Genomic DNA, 22,453 nt, shown 5'->3' on the forward strand with positions numbered 1-22,453 from the left:
TATGAAGAAAATGATTTTTGGTGCACTAGCATTAGTGGCTATATTAGTAGTGTTAGAACCTCAATATGCTTGGACTGGAGATATGTATGGTCAAGCTAAAGAACTAATAGAAGTAATAAATTCTTAATAAAAACCCCTTTCCAATCGGAAAGGGGTTTTTTCAATATTTGTTCCTCAAAATTCTACAAAACTTGAGAAAATAATTATTTGAATTTTTAGTATATTAATAGTGGAAACATAGTGCTACGATAAAACTACTCTTTTTCAAAAAATAATTTATTAGGGGGAAGATTCATGAAAAAGAAAAGTTTAGCGTTAGTGTTAGCGGCAGGAATGGCAGTTACAACGTTTGGAGGGACAGGCTCTGCATTTGCAGATTCTAAAAATGTGCTCTCTACGAAGAAGTACAATGAGACAGTACAGTCACCAGAGTTTATTTCTGGTGATCTAACTGGAGCGACTGGTAAGAAAGCAGAATCTGTTGTGTTTGATTACTTAAACGCAGCAAAAGGTGATTATAAGTTAGGGGAAAAGAGTGCGCAAGATTCTTTCAAAGTAAAACAAGTGAAAAAAGATGCTGTAACTGATTCAACAGTAGTACGTATGCAACAAGTATACGAAGGAGTACCTGTATGGGGTTCTACTCAAGTAGCTCATGTAAGTAAAGATGGTTCTTTAAAAGTATTGTCTGGAACAGTTGCACCTGATTTAGACAAAAAAGAAAAGTTGAAGAATAAAAATAAGATCGAGGGCGCAAAAGCAATTGAAATTGCGCAAAAAGATTTAGGTGTTACACCTAAGTATGAGGTAGAACCAAAAGCGGACTTATATGTATATCAAAATGGTGAAGAAACAACATATGCATACGTTGTAAATCTAAACTTCTTAGATCCAAGCCCAGGAAACTACTACTATTTCATTGAAGCAGAAAGCGGTAAAGTATTAAATAAGTTTAATACAATCGATCATGTGACGAATGATGATAAGTCACCAGTTAAACAAGAGGCTCCTAAGCAAGATGCAAAAGCAGTTGTAAAGCCTGTAACAGGAACAAATAAAGTAGGAACTGGTAAAGGGGTATTAGGAGATACGAAATCGCTTAATACAACGTTATCTGGATCATCTTACTACTTACAAGATAATACACGCGGGGCAACGATTTTCACATATGATGCGAAAAATCGTTCAACATTACCAGGAACATTATGGGCAGATGCAGATAATGTTTTCAATGCAGCGTATGATGCAGCAGCGGTAGATGCTCATTACTATGCAGGTAAAACATATGATTACTATAAAGCTACATTTAATAGAAATTCTATTAATGATGCAGGAGCGCCGTTAAAATCAACAGTTCATTACGGAAGTAATTATAATAATGCATTCTGGAACGGATCACAAATGGTATACGGAGATGGTGATGGTGTAACGTTTACTTCATTATCTGGTGGGATTGATGTAATTGGTCATGAATTAACGCATGCGGTTACGGAAAATAGCTCGAATTTAATTTATCAAAATGAATCAGGAGCATTAAATGAAGCAATTTCTGATATCTTTGGTACATTAGTAGAGTTCTATGATAACCGTAATCCAGATTGGGAGATTGGTGAAGATATTTACACGCCTGGTAAAGCAGGAGACGCACTTCGCTCTATGAGTGATCCGGCGAAATATGGTGATCCAGATCATTATTCTAAGCGTTACACTGGTTCAAGTGATAACGGTGGAGTTCATACGAACAGTGGTATCATTAACAAACAAGCTTATTTATTAGCAAATGGTGGTACACATTCTGGTGTAACTGTAACTGGTATTGGTAAAGATAAGTTAGGTGCAATTTATTACCGTGCAAATACACAATATTTCACGCAATCTACTACATTTAGCCAAGCTCGTGCTGGTGCAGTACAAGCTGCAGCTGATTTATATGGTGCGACTTCTGCGGAAGTAGCAGCAGTGAAGCAATCATTTAGTGCTGTTGGTGTAAACTAAGGGTTTAAGAGAGTATTATTAATAAAATACTTCAAAAATAAAGAAGGAGCCTATGCTCCTTCTTTATTTTTTTCTCCATTTTTTCCACAAATAAAACAATCCAACACAACCCGCTATTGTTACAATCCACTTCGCTTCATTCGTTCCATTCATGACATGATAGGCAGAATATACTTCGATTAACAAAGCCGGTATTTTACCTATTGTGCTGGCAATACTGAAAGAGAGTAATGACATTTTGCCTAGAGCGGCAAATAAAGTAACGATACTTGATGGGATGAAAGGTATGAATCGAAACGATAGAACGAGTAGAAAGGCCTCTCTACCTTCTACATAAAGTAGGCGTTCTACCTTTGGATACTTATTTGCTTTGTTGTGAGTGAATTTCTGAAGGCCTATACGATAAATATAAAACGAGATAATAGCCCCTAATGCCTCACCTGCGATCGAAATAATGGTCCCGTTTGTTACACCAAAGAGCTGTATGTTAATAGCGGTCAAAAAAATACTAGGGATAAAACCTAAAAGACTGATGATGACGTTAATTAAGATACTAAGTGGAATTGCGATTGAATAATAGTCTGTTAAGAAGTTTTGAATTGTTTCAGCCATTGTTTAAAATCCTTTATCTTTTTTTGCATTACACCATATTTCCATTGTGTAGGCAAGCACAAATTTACATAATGTAGAAAAAGTTGATAAAACACCATCGATATACCTTATATGGGTATTAGGTATATAAAATTAGGGGTATATTTTATTTTTTATAAAATCACCAAAAAACTCTGTTTTTAAAGGGGATGTTTAGCTATTTTAGGGGTGGTTTAATCTGGGAAATAATTATAAAAACATAGGGGTATATTTCGGAGAGGGTCCAAAATAGTAGTTTGATGAAACTAGGGTGGTAATATGGCAAAATTGATGAGGAATTTTAAAAATGTATATGTTTTTTCGTTGTGAAATTGACTTTTAGTGAAGTTACGATAATAATCATGGAAGAGGTGATATTATGAAACGAATAAGTAGTCTTCTCTTGAGTAGTTTATTGGCATTAATGCTGATCTTAAGTGGATGTGCAGGAAAAGAACAAAAAACAGAGAAACAAACAGGGAATCAATCGACATCAGTAGAAAAAATTAGTGATAATATTTTAGATGAAATGGAAGGGCCACCTAAAAATGGTCATACGATTGAAAGACATGTAGGAAAATCAGAAGAGGATTTGAAGAATCGCTTGAAGACAGATAAAGTATCAGCGGCAAGTACATACTATGATAAGGAAACAGCGACGAAAGCTGTAAAAGATAGTTTGAAGCAGCATGATAAGGAAATTCAAGATTGGTTAAAAAATTCTAAAGAGGCTCGTCTCGTATTAAATACAACTCATTCATTCCCAGTTGGAAAAACGGTAATAAAGAAAAATATGAATGTAAAAGACAAGTTAGTAAAAACTGTTACTGTTTTGGCGAGAGATAAGTCAGGAGATTTAGGATATAAGATCATTACTTCTTATCCATCTGATAAATAAGAAGGGGGAGTAAATATGTATACGACATTACAATATTTTCTCAAATCGTATTGTACGTTAAGTATCCATGAGGATGAAATAGTAGGCGTGATGGAAGAGTTTATAGAGCAAGAAGATGAAGAAATTGTTTTGAAATTACGCAATGAATTATTATATATGAAGAAAAAAAACGCTTGGGAAGAGGCGTGTGTATTAGCTGCGAAGCAAGGAAATCGCATGTGGTCTTTAGAAGAAACGAAAGACCATCTTGAAGCTTTTTTACTATTATTGCAAAAGAAAAAGGCGTGAATAGATCACGCCTTTTTTGTTTGCCAATTTGATGGTGTCTCATTGTGTTGGGGCACTTTTATATACGCTTTTTGAAATTTGTCCATTTGATACTACTTCACCGTTTTGTGTTACTTTTTTATACGTAACCGCTGTTATTTTATCACCAGTTCTACTAACTACTTGAGAAGAAACTTCAACATTTTTACCAGTATTTGTACCAAAAATGCGAGTAGTAATACTACCGCCATTTGAAAATGCTTGAATATAAATATGATTGCCTGTATTGTTTTTAAATTTTAAATCAGGACCATAATCTGCCACTGCTGCATCTTGCCCAAGTGGTAAATAATTTACGGGCATAGAATGATTGCTTCGAGAAACAATTCCTAAATCTGCTCTTAAAGCTGCGCTATATAAAGTGCTACTAACTTGGCAAACGCCTCCGCCTGCACTTTGTATAACTTTACCCTGTGAAAATACTGCTGCGGATTTATAACCATGGGCAGCATCCGTTACGCCAACACGGCCATTAAAACTAAACGTTTCATCAGGTGCGACAATAACTCCACTTAAAGTATTAGCTGACTTATTTACGTTATAGGACTGGTTTCCATTCCGACCAGCCATTGGAGTTGAATATTCAGCAATTACTTCTTTAATCCCCATTTTCTGTATATCTTCTGTAGAACGCTCAGGTTTTAAGAGTGTAACTGGTAATGTAACGTCCGATGAGCCAGAAGTAATGGCCTGCTGCGTTAAATCAGTTAATTTTCCTTTATCAATTTTTTCTCCATTTTGACTTTGGCTAATATTTACTGTAGAGCCTTCAACACTTAATTCTGCATTAACAGGATTTTTTAATGTGTCATTATATTTATCCTTCATAAAGCTTTCATAAGCAGTTGTATTTAATTGAGCTGTTAATTTGTAGTCACGTTTTAATTCACCGTTTTCGGCCTGCTTCCGCATTTGGTAACGATTCATTGCGTTTCCTTCTTGTTCTTTAAAGATTTTGTCGATAATATCTTTTTCCTTATAATTTACCCCCAAATCTTTCCATGTGTACGTTTGTTTATCATTTTGGAATATGTAGGTAAGAGATTTTTGATCTAATTCAGTTACCTTTTGATTAATAATTGCTTGAATATCTTTTTTATTTTTTCCATCGAGAGAAATACCTTCAAATGTAGTATTTGGTAATGCAGTAGTATCTAATTGATTATTTAGTTTGGATACATATTGATATCCACCAACACCGCCTACACAAAGTAATATGCCTCCAGTAATTGCAGAACCGATCAGTATTTTACTTAGCTTCATTTATTTCCCCCCAGAAATTTTTGTATAAATATATGTATTACATTTTTTGTATAAAAATGATGAAAATAACATTATGTACGTACTAGTATACTATTATTTCCACTATGCGTGTAATGTTTTTATAAAAAATGTTACACTGTTGTAATAATTGTCTCTTTTTGTCACAATATGCACGAGAAATATGTTGAAAATTATAATAAAAAGGCTGTCTAGAAAGATCTAGCAGCCTTTTTATTATAATTTTTTATGTTCATTTTTATTCGTAACACCGAGATGTTCTTGTAGTGTTGTCGAAATATTATTGACGCTTTTTTCATTTGGAACGTAATAATAAATACCACCTATATATTTATCAGTACCTTCTACTTGCATTTTGTCCATTTTTAAATTGGAATCCATTGAATTTTTGGCAATTGTCATCATATCATCAAAAGTTAAATTTGTTTTTAAGTCTTTATCGACAGCGTCTAATAGGCCACCGATTTTATTAATGGAATTAAGAGATAGTACTTTTGCAGCAATAGCTTCTAAAACAAGCTGTTGTCGTTGACCGCGCATATAATCACTATCGATATGACGAGTTCTAGCTAGTGCTAATGCCTCTTCTCCATTTAAATGTTGACGTCCTTTTTTGAGGTGAATTGCATCTGCTTCGTCTTTACTATTTTGTTCTGTAAACTCAACCGGAACATCGACAGTAATACCACCAAGAGAATCGACAATCTTGATAAATGATTTAAAGTTGAATTTTACATAGTAATCAACTGGAACATCTAAAAAGTTCTCTACTGTATCAATTGTGCTGTCCACACCACCGAATACGTGCGCATGTGTAATTTTATCGTATTTATCACGTGATTTAATGTAGACACGTGAGTCACGTGGAATACTCACAAGTTTAACAGATTTATCGTTTTTATTAATTGTTGCAAGTAATAGCGCATCCGTACGAGTTGCTTTTCCATAACTCTTGTCCCTAATATCACTTTCATCAACACCCATAATAAGTACGGAAATGTTGTCAGTCATAGGTTTCACAGCTTTTTCACGTTTGCTGGATTTATCCCCGCGGCCCAGTTCAGAATAGGCATTACTTAATACAGACTTTGCTTTACTGTATATATGGAAGGAGTAGCCCCCTGCTCCAAGTGCTATAATCAGTAATGGAATAAGAAGGAACCAAAGTAGGCGTTTTTTCTTTGAGCGTCCGTTTTTGGCTCGGGTGTCTTTGTTCATATCGGATTTCATCATTTTTCTCCTTTAAAACTATCAAAGTGTATACATCTAGAAGCGCATTCAAACACATAAAAAATATTGTACGCTAAATAAAAGCGATTGTACATGTATAAAAAATAGATGTCTTGATTATTTATAAGACACCTATTCGTTATTGTATACAAAAGATAGGGATAAGAAAATGATAAAATTTTACCTAATTACAACATAATGCTTACGATAATTGCAGATAAAATGCTAACGAGAGTAGCTCCATATAGTAATTTAAGGCCAAATCTGGCAACGACGTTTCCTTGTTCTTCGTTTAACCCTTTTACTGCACCTGAAATAATGCCGATAGAAGAAAAGTTGGCAAAAGAAACGAGGAAAACAGAAATGATACCCACTGTACGGGGAGAAAGGCTATTAGAAAGTTTACTAAGGTCCATCATTGCCACAAATTCATTCGTTACAAGCTTCGTTGCCATAATGCTACCAGCTGTGACAATTTCAGAACTTGGTACACCGATAAGGAATGCAACAGGCGCAAATACGTAGCCGATTAATTGCTGGAAAGTAATGCCGAATATAATGAGGAATAGGTCATTAATGCAGCTAATTAATGCGACGAATCCGATGAGCATAGCGCCGACAACGATGGCTACGCGAAAGCCATCTAGAATGTATTCTCCAAGCATTTCAAAAAAGCTTTGCTTTTCGCCTTTAATTTCTAAAATATCTTCGTCATCTTTCACGTCGTAAGGATTGATGATGAGTATGATAATAAAACCACTAAATAAATTGAGAACGAGTGCGGTTACTACATATTTAGGCTCAATCATTGTCATATAGGCACCTACGATAGACATAGATACGGTTGACATGGCAGAAGCACAAAGTGTATAAAGACGGTGTTTTGGAATTTGAGCTAATTGCTTTTTAACTGTAATAAAAACTTCTGATTGGCCGACAATGGCAGAGGCGATAGCGTTGTAAGATTCTAATTTCCCAAGACCATTTATTTTGCTAAGGAAGTAACCGATCCAATGAATAAAAAATGGTAGTATTTTGAAATGTTGTAGTATACCAATTAAGACGGAAATGAAGACAATTGGTAATAATACAGTAAGGAAAAATGACATTTCACCTTTATTGGCAAGACCGCCAAATACAAAGTTTATACCATCAGCAGCATACTCGAGTAGCTTTGTAAACAGACTGGAAATGACCCGAATAAGTATGAGGCCGATTTCTGTATTTAATAATAAATAGGTTAAAATCAACTGTATAATAAGCATGATGAAAATTGGTTTAAATTTAATATGTTTCTTATTGTTGCTAGCAATATAAGCAAGGAAGAAAACAACGATAAGTCCCACGAAAAAAGTAATAAATTTCATAGTGAGCCCCCTAAAAGAGATATTCTGCTATATATGTTTTTCATTTCAAGGGAGAATATGCATCTTTGGTAAAGAAAGGAATAGAGAGAGCATGAATATATGTAGAGTGCACCACGTTGCAATTATTTGTTCGAATTATGAACTGTCAAAGGATTTTTATACTCGGATATTAGGTTTTAAAGCGATAAATGAAGTATATAGAAAAGAACGAGATTCTTATAAGTTAGATTTATGTGTAGGGGAAGAGTATCAAATTGAATTATTTTCATTTCCTAGTCCACCTGAGCGCCCGAATTTTCCAGAAGCAGCTGGACTTAGACATTTAGCATTTGCTGTTACAAATATAGAAGAAGCTGTAAACCATTTAAAACAATGCGGTGTGGAGACTGAAGCGATACGTATGGATGAAATTACGGATAAAAAATTTGTCTTTTTCCAAGATCCTGATGGCTTGCCTTTAGAATTGTATGAGGCTTGAAATTGGTGAATTTTATATAGGGTTGCTTTCAAATAAATGAAGAAACTAAAGTGAAACTTCTTTTTTAAAGGAGGTGTAACTTTAGCTAAGAAAGCTAAAGGACATATGTGGATATTTTAAAATTATTGATGGTAGCCATCCTTATTGCGTTAACAGCATTTTTTGTGGCTGTTGAGTTTGCAATTATTAAGGTACGTAGCAGTCGTATTGATCAACTCGTTAGTGAGAAACGACGAGGAGCATTGGCAGCTAAAAAAGTAACTTCGAATTTAGATGAGTATTTATCAGCATGTCAGTTAGGTATTACAATTACTGCTTTAGGGCTTGGGTGGTTAGGAGAGCCCACTATAAAACATATACTCGAGCCGTTGTTTTTAAAACTACACCTATCTCCTGCAATTGCAAGTACAGTTTCATTTATTATTGCCTTTGCAGTTATTACGTTTTTACATGTTGTCATTGGTGAACTTGCTCCGAAGACGCTCGCTATACAAAGGGCAGAACAAGTTAGCTTATTATTATCGAAGCCAATTATTTACTTTTACCGAGTAATGTATCCGTTTATTTGGGCTTTAAATGGTTCTGCAAGGCTTGTGACAGGGTTATTCGGATTACATCCGGCTTCTGAACATGAAGTTGCTCATTCGGAGGAAGAATTACGATTAATCTTATCCGAGAGTTATGAGAGCGGAGAGATTAATCAAAGGGAATTTAAATATGTAAATAATATTTTTGAATTCGATAATAGAGTCGCAAAGGAAATTATGGTACCTCGTACGGAAGTTGTAGGTTTATATGAGGACGAACCATTTGAAACACATATTAAAATAATCGCACAAGAAAAGTACACGAGATATCCCGTATTTGGTGAAGATAAAGATGAAATTATTGGGATGGTTAATGTAAAGGATTTATTTATTCGTTATATGGATGGTAATCGAGACGAGGGGTGCTCGATTAAGCCATATACAAGACCAGTTATTGAAGTGTTAGAAAATATTCCTATTCATGATTTGCTATTACAAATGCAAAGAAAACGAATTCCATTAGCTGTATTATATGATGAATATGGTGGTACAGCGGGGATCGTTACACTAGAAGATATTTTAGAAGAAATTGTTGGAGAAATCCGAGATGAATACGATGAAGATGAACACCCGCCTATAGAGCATATAAGTGAAGGCTATAAAATCGTAGAGGGAAAAGTGCTTATTAGTGAAGTAAATGATTTATTTGGCCTACACTTAATCGCTGCTGATGTAGATACAATTGGTGGCTGGATTATGGTACAAAAGCAAATCGTTGCTGAAGGAGATATTATTGAAAAACACGGCTTTTCTTTTAAAGTTCTTGAAAAGGATATGCATCAAATTAAACGAGTGGAAATAAAGAAGGTAGAAGAATGATTTTCTATAAATTTTTATCCCGCTATTTGTGGGCAGTAAGACCCCTACTTCAAAATTCAGCGAAAGCGAAGAAGTTAGGTGGGGGATCAACAAAACCCCCACTGATTAAAGTTTCACTTTATAAAAGGTATATATAGAAAAATAAATGTTTGCGCTTTCAAAAAAGGTGCTATATAGTGAAGGTGGATACTGAAAAATTCTTCTGAATGATACTCGTTTTTTTAGAGGCGAATTTTTTAGATAAGGATTTAGAATGAAAAGTATAGGTGATGAAAATGATAGCAACGAAGGATATACGTATAGAGAAAGATTTTTTAGGTGAAAAGGAAGTACCGAGTGTAGCTTATTATGGGGTACAAACATTACGTGCTGTAGAAAACTTCCCGATTACAGGATATCGCATTCATCCGTCACTCATTACGGCAATGGCAATTGTGAAAAAAGCGGCGGCACTTGCAAATATGGATACTGGTTACTTAGCTAAAGACATTGGATATGAAATTGCAGAGGCAGCGCAAGAAATTGTTGATGGGAAATTCCATGATCAATTTATCGTGGATCCAATCCAAGGCGGTGCTGGAACTTCTATTAATATGAATACAAATGAAGTAATCGCTAATCGAGCTTTAGAACGTATGGGATGTGAAAAAGGCGAATATGTGAAAATTAGCCCAAACACGCATGTGAACATGGCTCAATCAACGAATGATGCGTTTCCAACGGGAATTCATATTGCAACTCTTATGATGTTAGAAGAACTTCTTATTACAATGGAAGAACTTCATGCTGCTTTCCGTGAAAAAGCAAAAGAGTTCGACCACGTCATTAAAATGGGACGTACACATTTACAAGATGCTGTTCCGATTCGTCTTGGACAAGAATTTGAAGCGTATAGCCGAGTGCTTGAGCGTGATATAAAAAGAATTAAACAGTCTCGCCAACATTTATATGAAGTGAACATGGGGGCGACAGCTGTTGGTACGGGATTAAATGCAAACCCTACGTACATTGAACAAGTGGTTAAACACTTGCGAACATTTAGCGGATTACCACTTGTTGGTGCCGAGCATTTAGTTGATGCAACGCAAAACACAGATGCATACACAGAAGTATCTGCCGCATTAAAAGTATGTATGATGAATATGTCTAAAATTGCAAATGATCTTCGTATTATGGCATCTGGTCCACGTGTTGGATTGGCGGAAATTCAATTACCAGCTCGCCAACCAGGTTCATCTATTATGCCAGGTAAAGTAAATCCTGTTATGGCAGAAGTAATTAATCAAGTTGCTTTCCAAGTAATTGGTAATGATCATACAATTTGCTTAGCATCAGAAGCAGGACAATTAGAGTTAAACGTAATGGAGCCTGTACTCGTATTTAATTTAATTCAATCTATTAGTATTATGAATAACGGATTCCGTGTATTCCGTGAATATTGTATTAAAGGAATTACAGCAAATGAAGAATTGCTGAAGCAATATGTAGAGAAAAGTGTTGGAATTATTACAGCGGTGAACCCTCATATTGGTTACGAAGCAGCATCTCGTATTGCACGTGAAGCAATTGAAACAGGAAAATCTGTTAGGGAGCTATGTTTAGAACATGGTGTACTGACAGAAGAAGAATTGGATATTATTTTAGATCCATTCGAAATGACGCATCCTGAAATTGCTGGAGCTTCTTTATTAAAGAATAAGAAGATGTAATATGAAAAAAAACACCGATCCAAATGGATCGGTGTTTTTTTAAAAGATATTAAATACAGAGTTTAATTGAAGTAAGCTAATAATAGCTAAGAAGATTAAACTGTATTTCATCGCTGTTTTAAATAGGGCAGACTCTTTACCAACTAGTCCAACTGCTGCACAAGCAACGGCTACAGATTGTGGTGAAACCATTTTTGCCATTGTACCACCTACTACGTTTAATGCAACAAGAGTAGAAGGAACGATATTTAATTGATCTGCAGTTACTGCTTGAAGCGGTGCGAATAATGAACCACTTGATACTACTGAACCTGTAATGAATACGCCAATCCATCCTAAGATTGGAGAAAGAACTGGGAATGCATTACCAGTAGAAGAGAATGCCAGTCCAAGTGTAGATGACATACCAGAGTAGTTCTCTACGTAGGCTAAAGCGATAACGCTACAGATTGTATATACTGGAGCTTTTAGTTCTTTCATTGTTTCTACTATTAATTCTTTAACCATTTTACCTTTTACGCGGTAAACGATAAGTGAAACAATAATTGCTAATACGATTGCAGTAGTTGTAGATGAGAATACATCAAACTTGAAAACAGCCGCGAAAGGTGTATCAGCTTTTGTAATTGGTGTAGTTTTCATAACAGCATTATGAAGACCAGGGAACTGAATGTTAAATACTAAGTTTGCTAGTGCGCCATCCGGAGCAAATAAAGCTTTAATTGGTTTTAAATTAAAGATTGTTACGAATGCAGTTAAGAATACGAATGGAGACCAAGCATATAAAATTTGATTGAATGTATGAGATTCTTGTTTTTCTTGTTTTTCTTCTGTAGAAGAAGATTTTGGTTGCCAAACACGTAAGAATAATGCTAGAGAAACCATACTTACAACGGCTGCGAAAATATTAGTAAGTTCTGCACCTAAGAAGTAAGTCACAAGGAACTGAGTTATAGCGAAAGAAAAACCACTTACAAGAATACCTTGCCAAGTTTCTTTAATACCTTTAATTCCATCAACCATTGAAACAAGTAAGAAAGGTAAAACAATACTAATGAATGGTAAAATAAGAACAGTTTGACGACCGATAGTTAATGCGTCTAGCTCAGTTAATTGTGCTGGTACTGTAACTGGGATACCCATAGCACCCATAGCACCACCAGCGATGTTAGCTACTAAACAAATACCTGCTGCTTTTAATGGATTGAAGCCCATACCCACAAGTAATGCAGCTGTAATAGCAACTGGAACCCCTAAACCAGCTGCGCCTTCTAAGAAAGCACCGAAAGAATAAGCGATTAATAATACTTGTAAACGTTGATCATTTGTAATGCTTGAAATACTATCACGAATGATGTTGAATTGCTCTGTTTTAACAGTTAATTTGTAAAGGAAAATTGCTGCGATAACGATAGTACAAATTGGATAAAATCCAGATAAAACACCGAATCCGGCAGATGCTACAGCTACGGTTGCTGGCATTTTATAAACGAATATAGCAAGAATAATAGCGACAATCACACTGTAAAGACCAGCCATGTAACTTTTCATTTTCAGTCCCATTAAACAAATGATGAAGCAGAAAATTGGAAGTGCTGCGATTAGTGCAGATAACCAAATATTGTTTAATGGGTCATAAATTTGTGTCCAAGTACTCATAATAATGACAACTCCTATCTATTTTATGTGAAGAAATTCACATTATTTGTGAAACAATTCACAATCAACTTACATGCTTAGTATATTCTCCTTCAACACTATTGTCAACGTAAAAAAGTATAATTATTCCATAATAGTATTAAAAGAAATGCTTTGTTCATAAAGTAGACAAAAAGCAAACTCAAATAGATTTGAGTTTGCTTTTTGAAGTTATTTCTATATTGTTTTATTTGTTCGTATATCATTAATCTTATATGTTAGATGACGTCTTTGCATTAAGTATATAGGATGTTGAAATTTGATAGGTGTCACATGCTGGTCTGAGTTGATCTAGTAAGAAAGAGAAACCAAATGCATTTAATAGGAAGTTTTGAATAACAGTCTGAGCAAGTACAATACGAATTAAAACAACAATAAGTCAATTTTTAATATTACATTATCTTTTTTTACTGAAAATTCCTTTTAGCATAACAAAGAGGTTAAATATAACCCGAATACGTTACGATAGGTTATCAATTATAGACGGTATTTTACAATATCGTTACTGTACGTTGCAGTGAGGTGAAAATATAACAAAAAGCTTGATAAAACAACGTTTGTAAGCAAAGTATTCATAGCCCTTACTTTTGCTTTTTCATTATATCATATAGTATAATATTCAAAATCAGCAAGGAATTTTTCCTGAATTCTTTCCTGATAAAGGTGGAAAAAATTTTCAGCATTATAGGTTGATAAAGTTATGTCGTAACAGGAAATATAAGAACAGATATATAAATAAATAAAAAGAAAATAAAAACGAAAATGAGGGGAACTTTATGAGCCAAAATCAATTCGAATGTCGTATTTCAGAAGAAGATGTACAAATGTTAAGAGCGTTAGCGCATCCGTTACGTTTACGCCTAGTAATGGAACTAATGCAACGTGGAACTTGTAATGTAACACAATTACAGGAAGTGTTAGAAATTCCACAATCAACGGTTTCGCAACATTTAACGAAATTAAAACAAAATAAAGTAGTGCGCTTTGAAAGACGAGGACTAGAAGTGTATTATCAAATTCATAATGATAAAGTAAGTGAAGTTGTAAAAACATTATTTTCTTAAAATTTGAATATTATGGAAAAAGACGTGTGGGATATACGTCTTTTTTTATTTGTCAGAAAGGTGATATGAGAGTAAATGTTAGCATGTAAGGAAGAAAAGGTTATCAATTAACATGTTGTTATATGGAATATATTCTAAAGGGAAAAGAAAAGATAGAAAGGAGTGTAGTAAGGAAAAGGAGGAGTAGTAGTATGGATGTAAAACGTGTGAAACAAATCTTATCTTCTTCAAGTAGCATTGACGTTACATATGAGGGCGTACCAGTATGGATTGAGAGCTGTGACGAGCAGAGTGGAGTTGCTCAAGTGTATGATGTATCTAATCCTGGAGAAAGCGTTCACGTGAACGTGACGGCTTTAGAGGAGAAGTAATAGAAAAGACGCTTCTAAATGTTTAGAAGCGTCTTTTTATTTCCTATTCCATCATATGTGCAATTTTCTTAGAGAACATAAGAAGTACTAATCCTAGCACGATTACGATAACACCGATGCTTGCGAATACTTCTAAATATCCTAAAGATTGAGTGAAGGCAGCTAATTGTCCTGCTAATAAGTTTGCGAAGCCAGTACCAGCTAACCATACACCCATTAATAATGATGCTAATTTAACAGGAGCGATTGCACTTACCATAGATAATCCGATTGGTGATAAGAATAATTCACCGATTGTATGGAACATGTAAGTGAATACAATGAATAGTAAGTTTGCTTTCATTGCAATATTACCTTCATCGCTACCAGTTTTTAATACAGCTAAAGTTAGAACTAAATATCCAATCCCTAGTAAAATCATACCAAATGCCATTTTTGTTGGGATTTTTAAGTCACCATTTTTCGTTTTTGAAAGTTTAATCCATAATGCAGAAACCGGTAATGCTAGTAAGATAATGAATAGTGGGTTTACAGATTGGAACCAAGGTGTTGGAATTGTAAATCCACCAATTGTACGATCCACGAACTTATCTGTGTAAAGTGTTAAAGAACTACCAGCTTGTTCAAATCCTGCCCAGAAGAATACAACGAAACAAGTTAAAATTAAAATTGCAGTAGTACGTTTTTTCTCTTGTGTTGTTAAAGGTTTTTTCTCAATTGCTTTTGCATTTTTTTCTTTAGACTTTTTACCGACAACAGTTGTTCCGATAGATCCTAAGTAACGAGGTGCTAAGAAATTAAAAGCAAGCTGTCCAATGATCATACCGATACAAGCTGTTAAGAAACCGTATCTATAATCTGCGAAGTAACCGCAAATGAATGGAGCGATAAGAGCCCCTAAGTTAATTCCCATGTAGAAGATAGTGAAGGCACTATCACGACGAGAGTCGTTTTTGCTATATAATTGACCTAATAAAGTCGAAATATTTGGTTTGAAGAATCCGTTACCAATAACTAATAATCCTAATCCTAAAAATAGTCCAGTTTTAGTGTTCATTGAAAATAGTACAAAGTTACCAATTGCCATAATGATACCACCAATAGTAATGGCATGGCGTTTCGTAATGAAATGGTCAGTTAACCAACCACCAATAATCGGAGTGAAGTATACTAACATTGTGAAAATACCGTATATTTGTACAGCAACTGCTTTATCAAATCCTAAACCGCCGCTTACTAAGCTCGTTGTTAAATAAAGAACTAATAAGCCACGCATTCCGTAATAACTAAATCTTTCCCATGCCTCTGTAAAGAACAACAAATATAATCCTGGTGGATGTTTTTTTGGTGATTGTTGCTCTCCAGCTTTGTCTAATTTTAAAGCTGCATCCATGTTTGTTTCCCCCTAATCCTGTATAACGGATATTTATGTAATTATTTTAATTCACAAAATATTTAGAAGTCAATAGAATTATATGGAAATAGAAAGAAAATTCCTAAAAAAATCTATTTTTCTTCAACCGTTACTGTATTTTTCCCTGAAAACTAGATAATAAGCGTTTTCAAATGTAATAATTGAATTCTAAAAGAAAATAAAATAGTGATTAATCAGAAAATTTAGATTAAAATATTTATTCTGATATAGAGAAAATATATTCTATTTACTTTTACAATATAACATATTGAGAATAAAAATACAAAATGAAATAATGTGACATTTAAGTGAATTGAAAAATAACCAGCTCCATAGAAGGGGAGCTGGTTAAGGAAATATTATTTAACAAAGCGTTTTTCGATATCATCTAATAGTAGGTTAGCAGCCATTACACCACCAGCTGTATTCCAAATAACGTCGTCAACTTTGTATGCTGTACCATTTTTTACTGCATTTAAATTTTTAAATAGAGGATCATTGATATATTCTTTTTCTAATTCAGAGCCTTTTTTCTCGTTTCCTTTGTCGAATGTGAAGTAGAATAATACATCACCATCCATTGCTGAAATACGTTCTTTAGACACGTTACGCTCTGCAAAGTCGTCTTTATTTTGGTCACCAGGGCGTTTAAATCCAAGCTCTTTTAAAATAACACCAGAGAATGTATCACCATGATAAATACGAACATCACCAGGCATGAAGCGAACCATAGAGATTTCTTGATTTACTTTATCGCCTAGTTTAGCTTTTAAATCTTTCATACTTTTATCGTAATCAGCTAAAACCTTTTGACCTTCTTTTTCTTTATTTAATGCTTTTGCATAAAATTTGAAGTTATCTTTCCATTCACCACGTAGCGTCTCAGAGAACACAGTAGGTGCAATTGCTGTTAGTTGCTCGTACACTTTTTCGTGACGCATTTTGTTACCGATAATTAAGTCTGGTTTTAAAGAAGCGATTGTTTCCACGTTCACTTGTCCTTCATCACCAACAACTTTTACATCTTTCATTTTATCTTTAATATGTGGATACCATGGATCCCCAGTCCAAGATTTTACAGCCCCAACTGGTTTCACACCTAGTTCAAGTAAAGCTTCAGTTCCTTCATTTGTTAAAATGACTACACGTTTTGGATTAGCAGGAACTTCTGTTTTACCCATTGCGTGTTCCACCGTAATCATTTCTTTTTTTGTATCTTCTTTTGTTTCCTCTTTCGTATTTGATTTTCCACAAGCACTTAAAAGCAATGAAAAGGCTAGTAAAAATACAAATACTGTAAACGATTTCTTTCGTGTTAAATTCATTATGTACCCCCTACATACTGAGAAGTTTTTTCAATAGCAAGCATGATATTAAGCTTTTATCTTTTGATTGTCAATACATATCAATGAAAATAATTCTCATTATCGTTGACAATGAGAATTAAGTTGAAATACACTTACAACGTATCATTATACATTGAAGGGGAAACGCTGCATGTTATTAAAAACAAATCAAGCAAAATGGATTGGATTATTTGTTGGAATCATTGCAGTCATTATTTGTATTTGGGGAAGTATTATTTTCGGATATACAAATACGAGCTGGAAATTAGCGTTAGATGCTTTTTTTCATTTTAATGGTTCCAATGAACATATTATTATTCAAAATGTGCGTTTACCAAGGGCATTAATTGCAGCTAGTGTTGGTGCTAGTTTAGCCATTGCCGGTTGTCTTATGCAAACTTTAACAAAGAATCCACTTGCTTCTCCAGATTTTATTGGATTAAATTCAGGTGCTGCTTTCTTCATAGTTGTAGCAATTGTTATTTTTTCCGTGACATCATTATCAGCTTTCACGTGGATTGCCTTTTTAGGGGCAGCAATTGCAGCTGTGCTTGTATTTGCTTCTAGTTCTTTAGGAAAAGAAGGGACGACGCCTCTTAAGTTAACGTTAGCAGGGGTCGCAATTAGTGCGTTATTTTCATCATTAACGCAAGGATTACTTGTGTTAAATGAAAAAGCGCTTGAAGAAGTACTTTTTTGGCTTGCCGGATCTGTGCAAGGAAGAAAGTTAGAAATTTTACAATCTGTATTCCCATATTTATTAGTAGGCTGGATCGCATCTCTTATGATGGCAGGGAAAGTAAATACATTAATGATGGGGGAAGACGTTGCAAAAGGCCTTGGACAAAGAACGATTTTAATGAAATCATTCGTACTATTTATTATTGTCCTGTTGTCTGGTGGTTCAGTTGCAGTCGCTGGTCCGATTGGATTTATTGGTATTGTTACTCCGCATTTTGCCAGATTTCTTGTTGGAGTAGATCACAGGTGGAGAGTACCGTATAGCGGATTGTTAGGTGCAATACTATTAATCTTAGCTGATATAGCAGCAAGATATGTCATTATGCCACAAGAAGTACCAGTAGGGGTTATGACAGCGTTTATCGGGGCACCATTCTTTATTTATATTGCACGTAAGAGAGGGCTTAGCAAATGAAGAAGTATATTCCGTTTCGTATAGGAAAAGGCGGGCTCTCGTTTTTAATGTATAAACGAGCTTGTCTCGTCTTATTCAGTTTACTAGTTGTTTTAATAGGATTATTTTTTGCGAGTGCAGGTATGGGAGACATGAAAATTCCTCCGTATGATGTATGGCAAGCGATTACTGGAAATGGCGATGCGATGTCAAATATGATTGTAAACAAGTTTCGTATGCCGCGTATTTTAATTGCCATCCTTGTAGGAATCGCACTTGCTGTAGCAGGATGTATTTTACAGGGTCTCGTTCGAAATCCACTGGCTTCTCCTGATATCATCGGGATTACAGGTGGTGCAAGTGTTGCAGTTGTATTATTTTTAGCTATATTCAGTGATAAAAATAATGCGCTAACCGTAAGCATTCATTATATGCCGTTAGCAGCCTTCGCTGGGGCAACGATTGTAGCGCTTTTTGTATATTTATTTGCATGGAGAAATGATGGATTATCACCGATTAGTCTTGTTTTAATTGGTGTTGGTTTTTGGGCATTAACGAAAGCGGCAACGACTTTGTTTATGTTGTTAGCGCCAATTTATCAAGCGAGTCAAGCGAATGTATGGATTACAGGTACTGTTTACGGCTCTTCATGGCAAAACGTTATGGTGCTTGCGCCGTGGGTTCTCATTTTAACGGTAATATCATTTATAGCTGCTAGACATTTAAATGCACAAGAGCTAGGGGATGATATTGCGGTAGGACTTGGTGTTCCTTTAACGAAGTCACGCGTATTCATGTTATTACTGAGTACAGCTTTAATTGGTGGCGCAGTTGCCTTCGCCGGAGGAATTGGGTTTGTCGGTTTAATGGCACCTCATATTTCACGAAGACTAGTTGGTTCTTTATACGGTGCATTACTCCCAGTTGCGGCTATTGTTGGTGCAATTTTAGTACTTGCTGCAGATTTAATTGGGCGTACAGTTTTCACACCACTTGAAATTCCAGCAGGGGTATTTACATCAGCAATTGGTGCACCTTATTTTATTTATTTACTTTATAAAAGTCGGAATTCATAAAGGGAGATGAATATGCAAAAAGCATTGGAGACGAAACGTTTGACGTTGTCTTATGGTGAAACAATTATTATTGATGAGTTGAATTTAGAAATTCCAAAAGGCGAAATTACAATCTTTATCGGTTCTAACGGTTGCGGGAAATCAACTTTATTACGTTCACTAGCTAGATTGTTAAAGCCAACAACGGGTGACATTTTGTTAGATAATCAAGCCATTCAAAGTATGCAAACGAAGCAAATCGCTCGTCAAATGGCAATTTTACCGCAAGGACCGCAAGCGCCAGAAGGACTTACAGTATTGCAGCTTGTAAAGCAAGGACGTTATCCATATCAAACATGGCTGAAGCAATGGTCAGAAAAAGATGAAGAAATGGTACAAAGAGCACTTGCAGCAACAGGTATGACAGAATTTGCTGAGCGTGATGTGCATGCTCTTTCAGGTGGACAACGTCAACGTGCTTGGATTGCAATGACGCTTGCACAAGATACAGATATCATTTTACTGGATGAGCCTACTACATATTTAGATATGACTCACCAAATTGAAGTGCTAGATTTATTATTTGAATTAAATGAAACAGAACAAAGAACAATTGTTATGGTATTACACGATTTAAATTTAGCATGCCGTTATGCAGACAATATTGTTGCCATTCAAGATAAACAAATATATGCACAAGGTAAGCCGGAAGAAGTAGTGGATGAGAAGCTAGTACGTGATGTGTTCCGAATGGAATGTCAAATTAGTACGGATCCGTTATTTGGGACGCCACTTTGTATTCCGCATGGAAAAGGAAGACGTGTACGTAAAGAGGTTGCTCAGGCAATGAGATAATAAAAAAGTCGATGATGATTCATCGTCTTTTTTATTTTTCGCAAGAGAATAGTAGGAAGAGGGGAATTCGTAAACGTCGTTCATATTCTTCTTCGCTCTGAAAATAAGTTTGATTTGGTGTAGCTTCTTTTATATTTGTAATCGTAAATCCAGCTTGTTGTAATAATGTAAAATATTCTTCCGTTGTACGATGATATTTAATAACTTCTTGATCAATCCAAGGTTCAACGCGTTTTCCCATTTTAAAATAATCATCGACGAGCCAGCTTGTTCTTTTTCCGCTCGTTTGCAAGCTTTCAAATGAAGAAGTAATAACAGGGTGTTGAACACTAAAAGTAAAGGTTCCATTTGTTTTTAAAGCTTCGTACACATTTTGAAAAATGATAGGAAGATGTTCAATATAATGTAAGGCGAGTCTAGACGTTACTAAATCAAAAGTAGAAGGAGGGTATGTGTAGTCTTTGAGGTTTAAACAATGGACGGTTCCATTTTTATTTTCTAGTTGTTTTTTAGCTTTTTCATACATAAGTTCGGAGCCTTCAATACCAGTGTAAGAGTGGCAGCCATTCTCTAATAATTCCTCGCCAAACTTGGCGTCACCGCAGCCTAAATCGAGGATTTTCTTTCCTTTCACATCACCAATGAGTTGAAAGAAGGCTGGCTTTTCAAGTGATTCATTTGGGCTATTTTCTCGGTATCTTCGTTTCATATATTGTTCAAAAAATGCTTCGTTATTATATACATCAGATTCAGTAAATGCCATGATTGAAGCCCCCTTAAATATTTTTTTATTCTACCAAATATGAAAAGTAAATGATAGATTTCTTGTAATGAATCATATATAATCTAGAATTGTAAGCGGTTACTTTAAACTATTTTTCTATAATAAATTCTAAAAACGTGTTAAGCTAGTAGAGGGATTATTAGAACTATTAAGACAATAATCCGCTTACATGAACGATGGGAGGCTTCACAATGTCTAGTAAAACACTTGCGAAATTTTTAGAAGAAAATTTAGAGGATTTAAAATCAAAGGGGCTTTATAACGTAATTGATCCGCTTGAGAGTTCAAATGGACCGATCATTACAATTGGCGGAAAAGAATATATTAACTTATCTTCAAACAACTATCTTGGATTAGCAACAGATAGCCGTTTGCAAGAAGCAGCAATTGGTGCAATTCATAAGTACGGCGTTGGAGCAGGAGCTGTTCGTACAATTAACGGTACTTTAGATTTGCATATTAAATTAGAAGAGACAATTGCAAAGTTTAAACATACAGAAGCAGCAATTGCTTACCAATCAGGATTTAACTGTAATATGGCAGCGATTTCAGCCGTTATGGATAAAAATGATGCGATTCTTTCAGACGAATTAAACCATGCTTCTATTATTGATGGTAGTCGTTTATCAAGAGCGAAAATCATCGTTTATAAACATTCTGATATGGAAGATTTACGCCAAAAAGCAATCGCAGCGAAAGAATCAGGTCTTTACAATAAATTAATGGTAATTACAGACGGTGTCTTCTCAATGGATGGAGATGTTGCAAGATTACCAGAGATTGTTGAGATTGCAGAAGAATTAGATTTAATGACATATGTAGACGATGCACACGGTTCAGGTGTACTTGGAAAAGGTGCAGGAACTGTAAAGCATTTCGGTCTATCTGATAAAGTTGATTTCCAAATTGGTACATTATCAAAAGCAATTGGGGTAATTGGTGGATATGTAGCAGGGAAACAAAACTTAATTGACTGGTTAAAAGTTCGTTCACGTCCATTCTTATTCTCCACAGCATTAACACCAGCTGATGCAGCTGCATGTATGCGATCAATTGAAATTTTAATGGAAAGCACAGAGTTACATGATCGTCTCTGGGAAAATGGCCGCTATTTAAAACAAGGGTTAAAAGAACTTGGCTTTAACATTGGAGAAAGTGAAACGCCAATTACACCTTGTATTATTGGTGACGAAGTATTAACACAAGAATTTAGTAAACGTCTAAATGAAGAAGGCGTATATGCAAAATCTATCGTGTTCCCAACTGTAGCTAAAGGAACAGGACGCGTTCGTAATATGCCTACAGCAGCTCATACGAAAGAAATGTTAGATGAAGCAATTCGTAAGTATGAAAAAGTAGGAAAAGAAATGGGCATCATTTAAGTAACGACATCTTTTGAATAGCTTGCAA

General features: G+C 35.0%; 21 protein-coding genes. 13 read left to right on the forward strand and 8 right to left on the reverse strand.

Translation table 11 applies throughout. The annotated features are described in order from the left end of the window. Nucleotide 1: 1 nt before the first annotated feature. Together CER22_RS32550 and CER22_RS13965 are read left to right on the forward strand one after the other, a co-directional pair. On the forward strand, nucleotides 2-127 hold the full coding sequence (locus CER22_RS32550) for an NprX family peptide pheromone (protein ID WP_131933998.1): 126 nt from the start codon (nucleotides 2-4) through the stop codon (nucleotides 125-127). Between the two features lie 167 nt (nucleotides 128-294). Continuing rightward, nucleotides 295-1,995, forward strand: a complete 1,701-nt coding sequence (locus CER22_RS13965; RefSeq protein ID WP_088061807.1) for a M4 family metallopeptidase — start codon at nucleotides 295-297, stop codon at nucleotides 1,993-1,995. 63 nt (nucleotides 1,996-2,058) lie between these two features. On the opposite strand, the gene CER22_RS13970 is transcribed toward CER22_RS13965, so the two are convergent. Next, nucleotides 2,059-2,607 (reverse strand): TVP38/TMEM64 family protein, encoded by a 549-nt coding sequence (locus tag CER22_RS13970; protein ID WP_088121262.1) that lies wholly within the window; start codon nucleotides 2,605-2,607, stop codon nucleotides 2,059-2,061. A 397-nt stretch (nucleotides 2,608-3,004) separates the two neighbouring features. Here CER22_RS13970 and CER22_RS13975 point away from each other — a divergent pair, with 397 nt between their 5' ends. Next, entirely contained in the window at nucleotides 3,005-3,523 is a 519-nt protein-coding gene (locus CER22_RS13975) for an RNase A-like domain-containing lipoprotein (RefSeq protein ID WP_064477118.1), read from the forward strand. A 15-nt stretch (nucleotides 3,524-3,538) separates the two neighbouring features. Next, nucleotides 3,539-3,811: a hypothetical protein gene (locus CER22_RS13980; RefSeq protein ID WP_087983406.1), complete on the forward strand. Its 273-nt coding sequence runs from the start codon at nucleotides 3,539-3,541 to the stop codon at nucleotides 3,809-3,811. Between the two features lie 39 nt (nucleotides 3,812-3,850). Here the strand turns inward: CER22_RS13980 and CER22_RS13985 are convergent, their stop codons facing one another. The 3 genes from CER22_RS13985 to CER22_RS13995 all read right to left on the reverse strand — a co-directional run bounded on the left by CER22_RS13985 (nucleotide 3,851) and on the right by CER22_RS13995 (nucleotide 7,728). Next, a complete protein-coding gene (locus CER22_RS13985; RefSeq protein WP_088608956.1) occupies nucleotides 3,851-5,113 on the reverse strand; it encodes a VanW family protein in 1,263 nt (420 codons plus the stop codon). Nucleotides 5,114-5,347: 234 nt separating this feature from the next. Further along, entirely contained in the window at nucleotides 5,348-6,364 is a 1,017-nt protein-coding gene (locus CER22_RS13990; protein ID WP_306426494.1) for an LCP family protein, read from the reverse strand. A gap of 185 nt (nucleotides 6,365-6,549) precedes the next feature. Continuing rightward, the gene (locus CER22_RS13995; RefSeq protein WP_088121265.1) at nucleotides 6,550-7,728 is read right to left on the reverse strand and encodes a NupC/NupG family nucleoside CNT transporter; all 1,179 of its coding nucleotides are present in this window, start codon (nucleotides 7,726-7,728) and stop codon (nucleotides 6,550-6,552) included. 91 nt (nucleotides 7,729-7,819) lie between these two features. On the opposite strand from CER22_RS13995, the gene gloA2 reads away from it, so the two are divergent. The 3 genes from gloA2 (at nucleotide 7,820) to aspA (ending at nucleotide 11,321) form a co-directional block, all read left to right on the forward strand. Then, complete coding sequence (gloA2, locus tag CER22_RS14000) at nucleotides 7,820-8,206, forward strand: SMU1112c/YaeR family gloxylase I-like metalloprotein (RefSeq protein ID WP_088608958.1); 387 nt, start codon at nucleotides 7,820-7,822, stop codon at nucleotides 8,204-8,206. 107 nt (nucleotides 8,207-8,313) lie between these two features. Next, nucleotides 8,314-9,612, forward strand: coding sequence for a hemolysin family protein (locus tag CER22_RS14005; protein ID WP_088061817.1), 1,299 nt, complete (start codon nucleotides 8,314-8,316; stop codon nucleotides 9,610-9,612). Between the two features lie 275 nt (nucleotides 9,613-9,887). Continuing rightward, nucleotides 9,888-11,321: an aspartate ammonia-lyase gene (gene aspA, locus CER22_RS14010; protein WP_088061819.1), complete on the forward strand. Its 1,434-nt coding sequence runs from the start codon at nucleotides 9,888-9,890 to the stop codon at nucleotides 11,319-11,321. 39 nt (nucleotides 11,322-11,360) lie between these two features. Here the strand turns inward: aspA and CER22_RS14015 are convergent, their stop codons facing one another. Beyond that, nucleotides 11,361-12,980 carry an L-lactate permease gene (locus CER22_RS14015; protein WP_088061821.1) on the reverse strand — a complete coding sequence of 540 codons (1,620 nt, stop codon included), beginning with the start codon at nucleotides 12,978-12,980 and terminating at the stop codon, nucleotides 11,361-11,363. 815 nt (nucleotides 12,981-13,795) lie between these two features. Here CER22_RS14015 and CER22_RS14020 point away from each other — a divergent pair. Together CER22_RS14020 and CER22_RS14025 are read left to right on the forward strand one after the other, a co-directional pair. After that, nucleotides 13,796-14,083, forward strand: a complete 288-nt coding sequence (locus tag CER22_RS14020) for an ArsR/SmtB family transcription factor (protein WP_000081429.1) — start codon at nucleotides 13,796-13,798, stop codon at nucleotides 14,081-14,083. A 191-nt stretch (nucleotides 14,084-14,274) separates the two neighbouring features. Beyond that, nucleotides 14,275-14,454 (forward strand): acid-soluble spore protein H, encoded by a 180-nt coding sequence (locus tag CER22_RS14025; protein ID WP_000382688.1) that lies wholly within the window; start codon nucleotides 14,275-14,277, stop codon nucleotides 14,452-14,454. Between the two features lie 43 nt (nucleotides 14,455-14,497). On the opposite strand, the gene CER22_RS14030 is transcribed toward CER22_RS14025, so the two are convergent. Next, complete coding sequence (locus CER22_RS14030; protein ID WP_088061823.1) at nucleotides 14,498-15,847, reverse strand: peptide MFS transporter; 1,350 nt, start codon at nucleotides 15,845-15,847, stop codon at nucleotides 14,498-14,500. A gap of 380 nt (nucleotides 15,848-16,227) precedes the next feature. Beyond that, nucleotides 16,228-17,193, reverse strand: coding sequence for an ABC transporter substrate-binding protein (locus CER22_RS14035; RefSeq protein ID WP_088608959.1), 966 nt, complete (start codon nucleotides 17,191-17,193; stop codon nucleotides 16,228-16,230). Nucleotides 17,194-17,365: 172 nt separating this feature from the next. Between CER22_RS14035 and CER22_RS14040 the strand changes: the two genes are divergently transcribed. Genes CER22_RS14040 through CER22_RS14050 form a run of 3 tightly spaced genes read left to right on the forward strand, consistent with a single transcriptional unit; the run spans nucleotide 17,366 to nucleotide 20,259 of the window. After that, a complete protein-coding gene (locus CER22_RS14040) occupies nucleotides 17,366-18,370 on the forward strand; it encodes a FecCD family ABC transporter permease (protein WP_087983392.1) in 1,005 nt (334 codons plus the stop codon). Continuing rightward, the gene (locus tag CER22_RS14045; RefSeq protein WP_088608960.1) at nucleotides 18,367-19,425 is read left to right on the forward strand and encodes a FecCD family ABC transporter permease; all 1,059 of its coding nucleotides are present in this window, start codon (nucleotides 18,367-18,369) and stop codon (nucleotides 19,423-19,425) included. Before CER22_RS14040 ends, CER22_RS14045 begins: the two co-directional genes overlap by 4 nt. Nucleotides 19,426-19,437: 12 nt before the next feature. Next, nucleotides 19,438-20,259, forward strand: a complete 822-nt coding sequence (locus CER22_RS14050) for an ABC transporter ATP-binding protein (protein WP_060487018.1) — start codon at nucleotides 19,438-19,440, stop codon at nucleotides 20,257-20,259. Between the two features lie 31 nt (nucleotides 20,260-20,290). Here CER22_RS14050 and CER22_RS14055 read toward each other — a convergent pair whose 3' ends face one another. Then, nucleotides 20,291-21,022, reverse strand: a complete 732-nt coding sequence (locus CER22_RS14055) for a class I SAM-dependent methyltransferase (protein ID WP_088061833.1) — start codon at nucleotides 21,020-21,022, stop codon at nucleotides 20,291-20,293. Nucleotides 21,023-21,234: 212 nt separating this feature from the next. Here CER22_RS14055 and CER22_RS14060 point away from each other — a divergent pair, with 212 nt between their 5' ends. Beyond that, nucleotides 21,235-22,425 carry a glycine C-acetyltransferase gene (locus CER22_RS14060; RefSeq protein ID WP_088608961.1) on the forward strand — a complete coding sequence of 397 codons (1,191 nt, stop codon included), beginning with the start codon at nucleotides 21,235-21,237 and terminating at the stop codon, nucleotides 22,423-22,425. Nucleotides 22,426-22,453 lie beyond the last annotated feature (28 nt).

It is taken from the genome of Bacillus sp. K2I17 (genome assembly GCF_002209985.1).
Lineage (GTDB): Bacteria > Bacillota > Bacilli > Bacillales > Bacillaceae_G > Bacillus_A > Bacillus_A wiedmannii.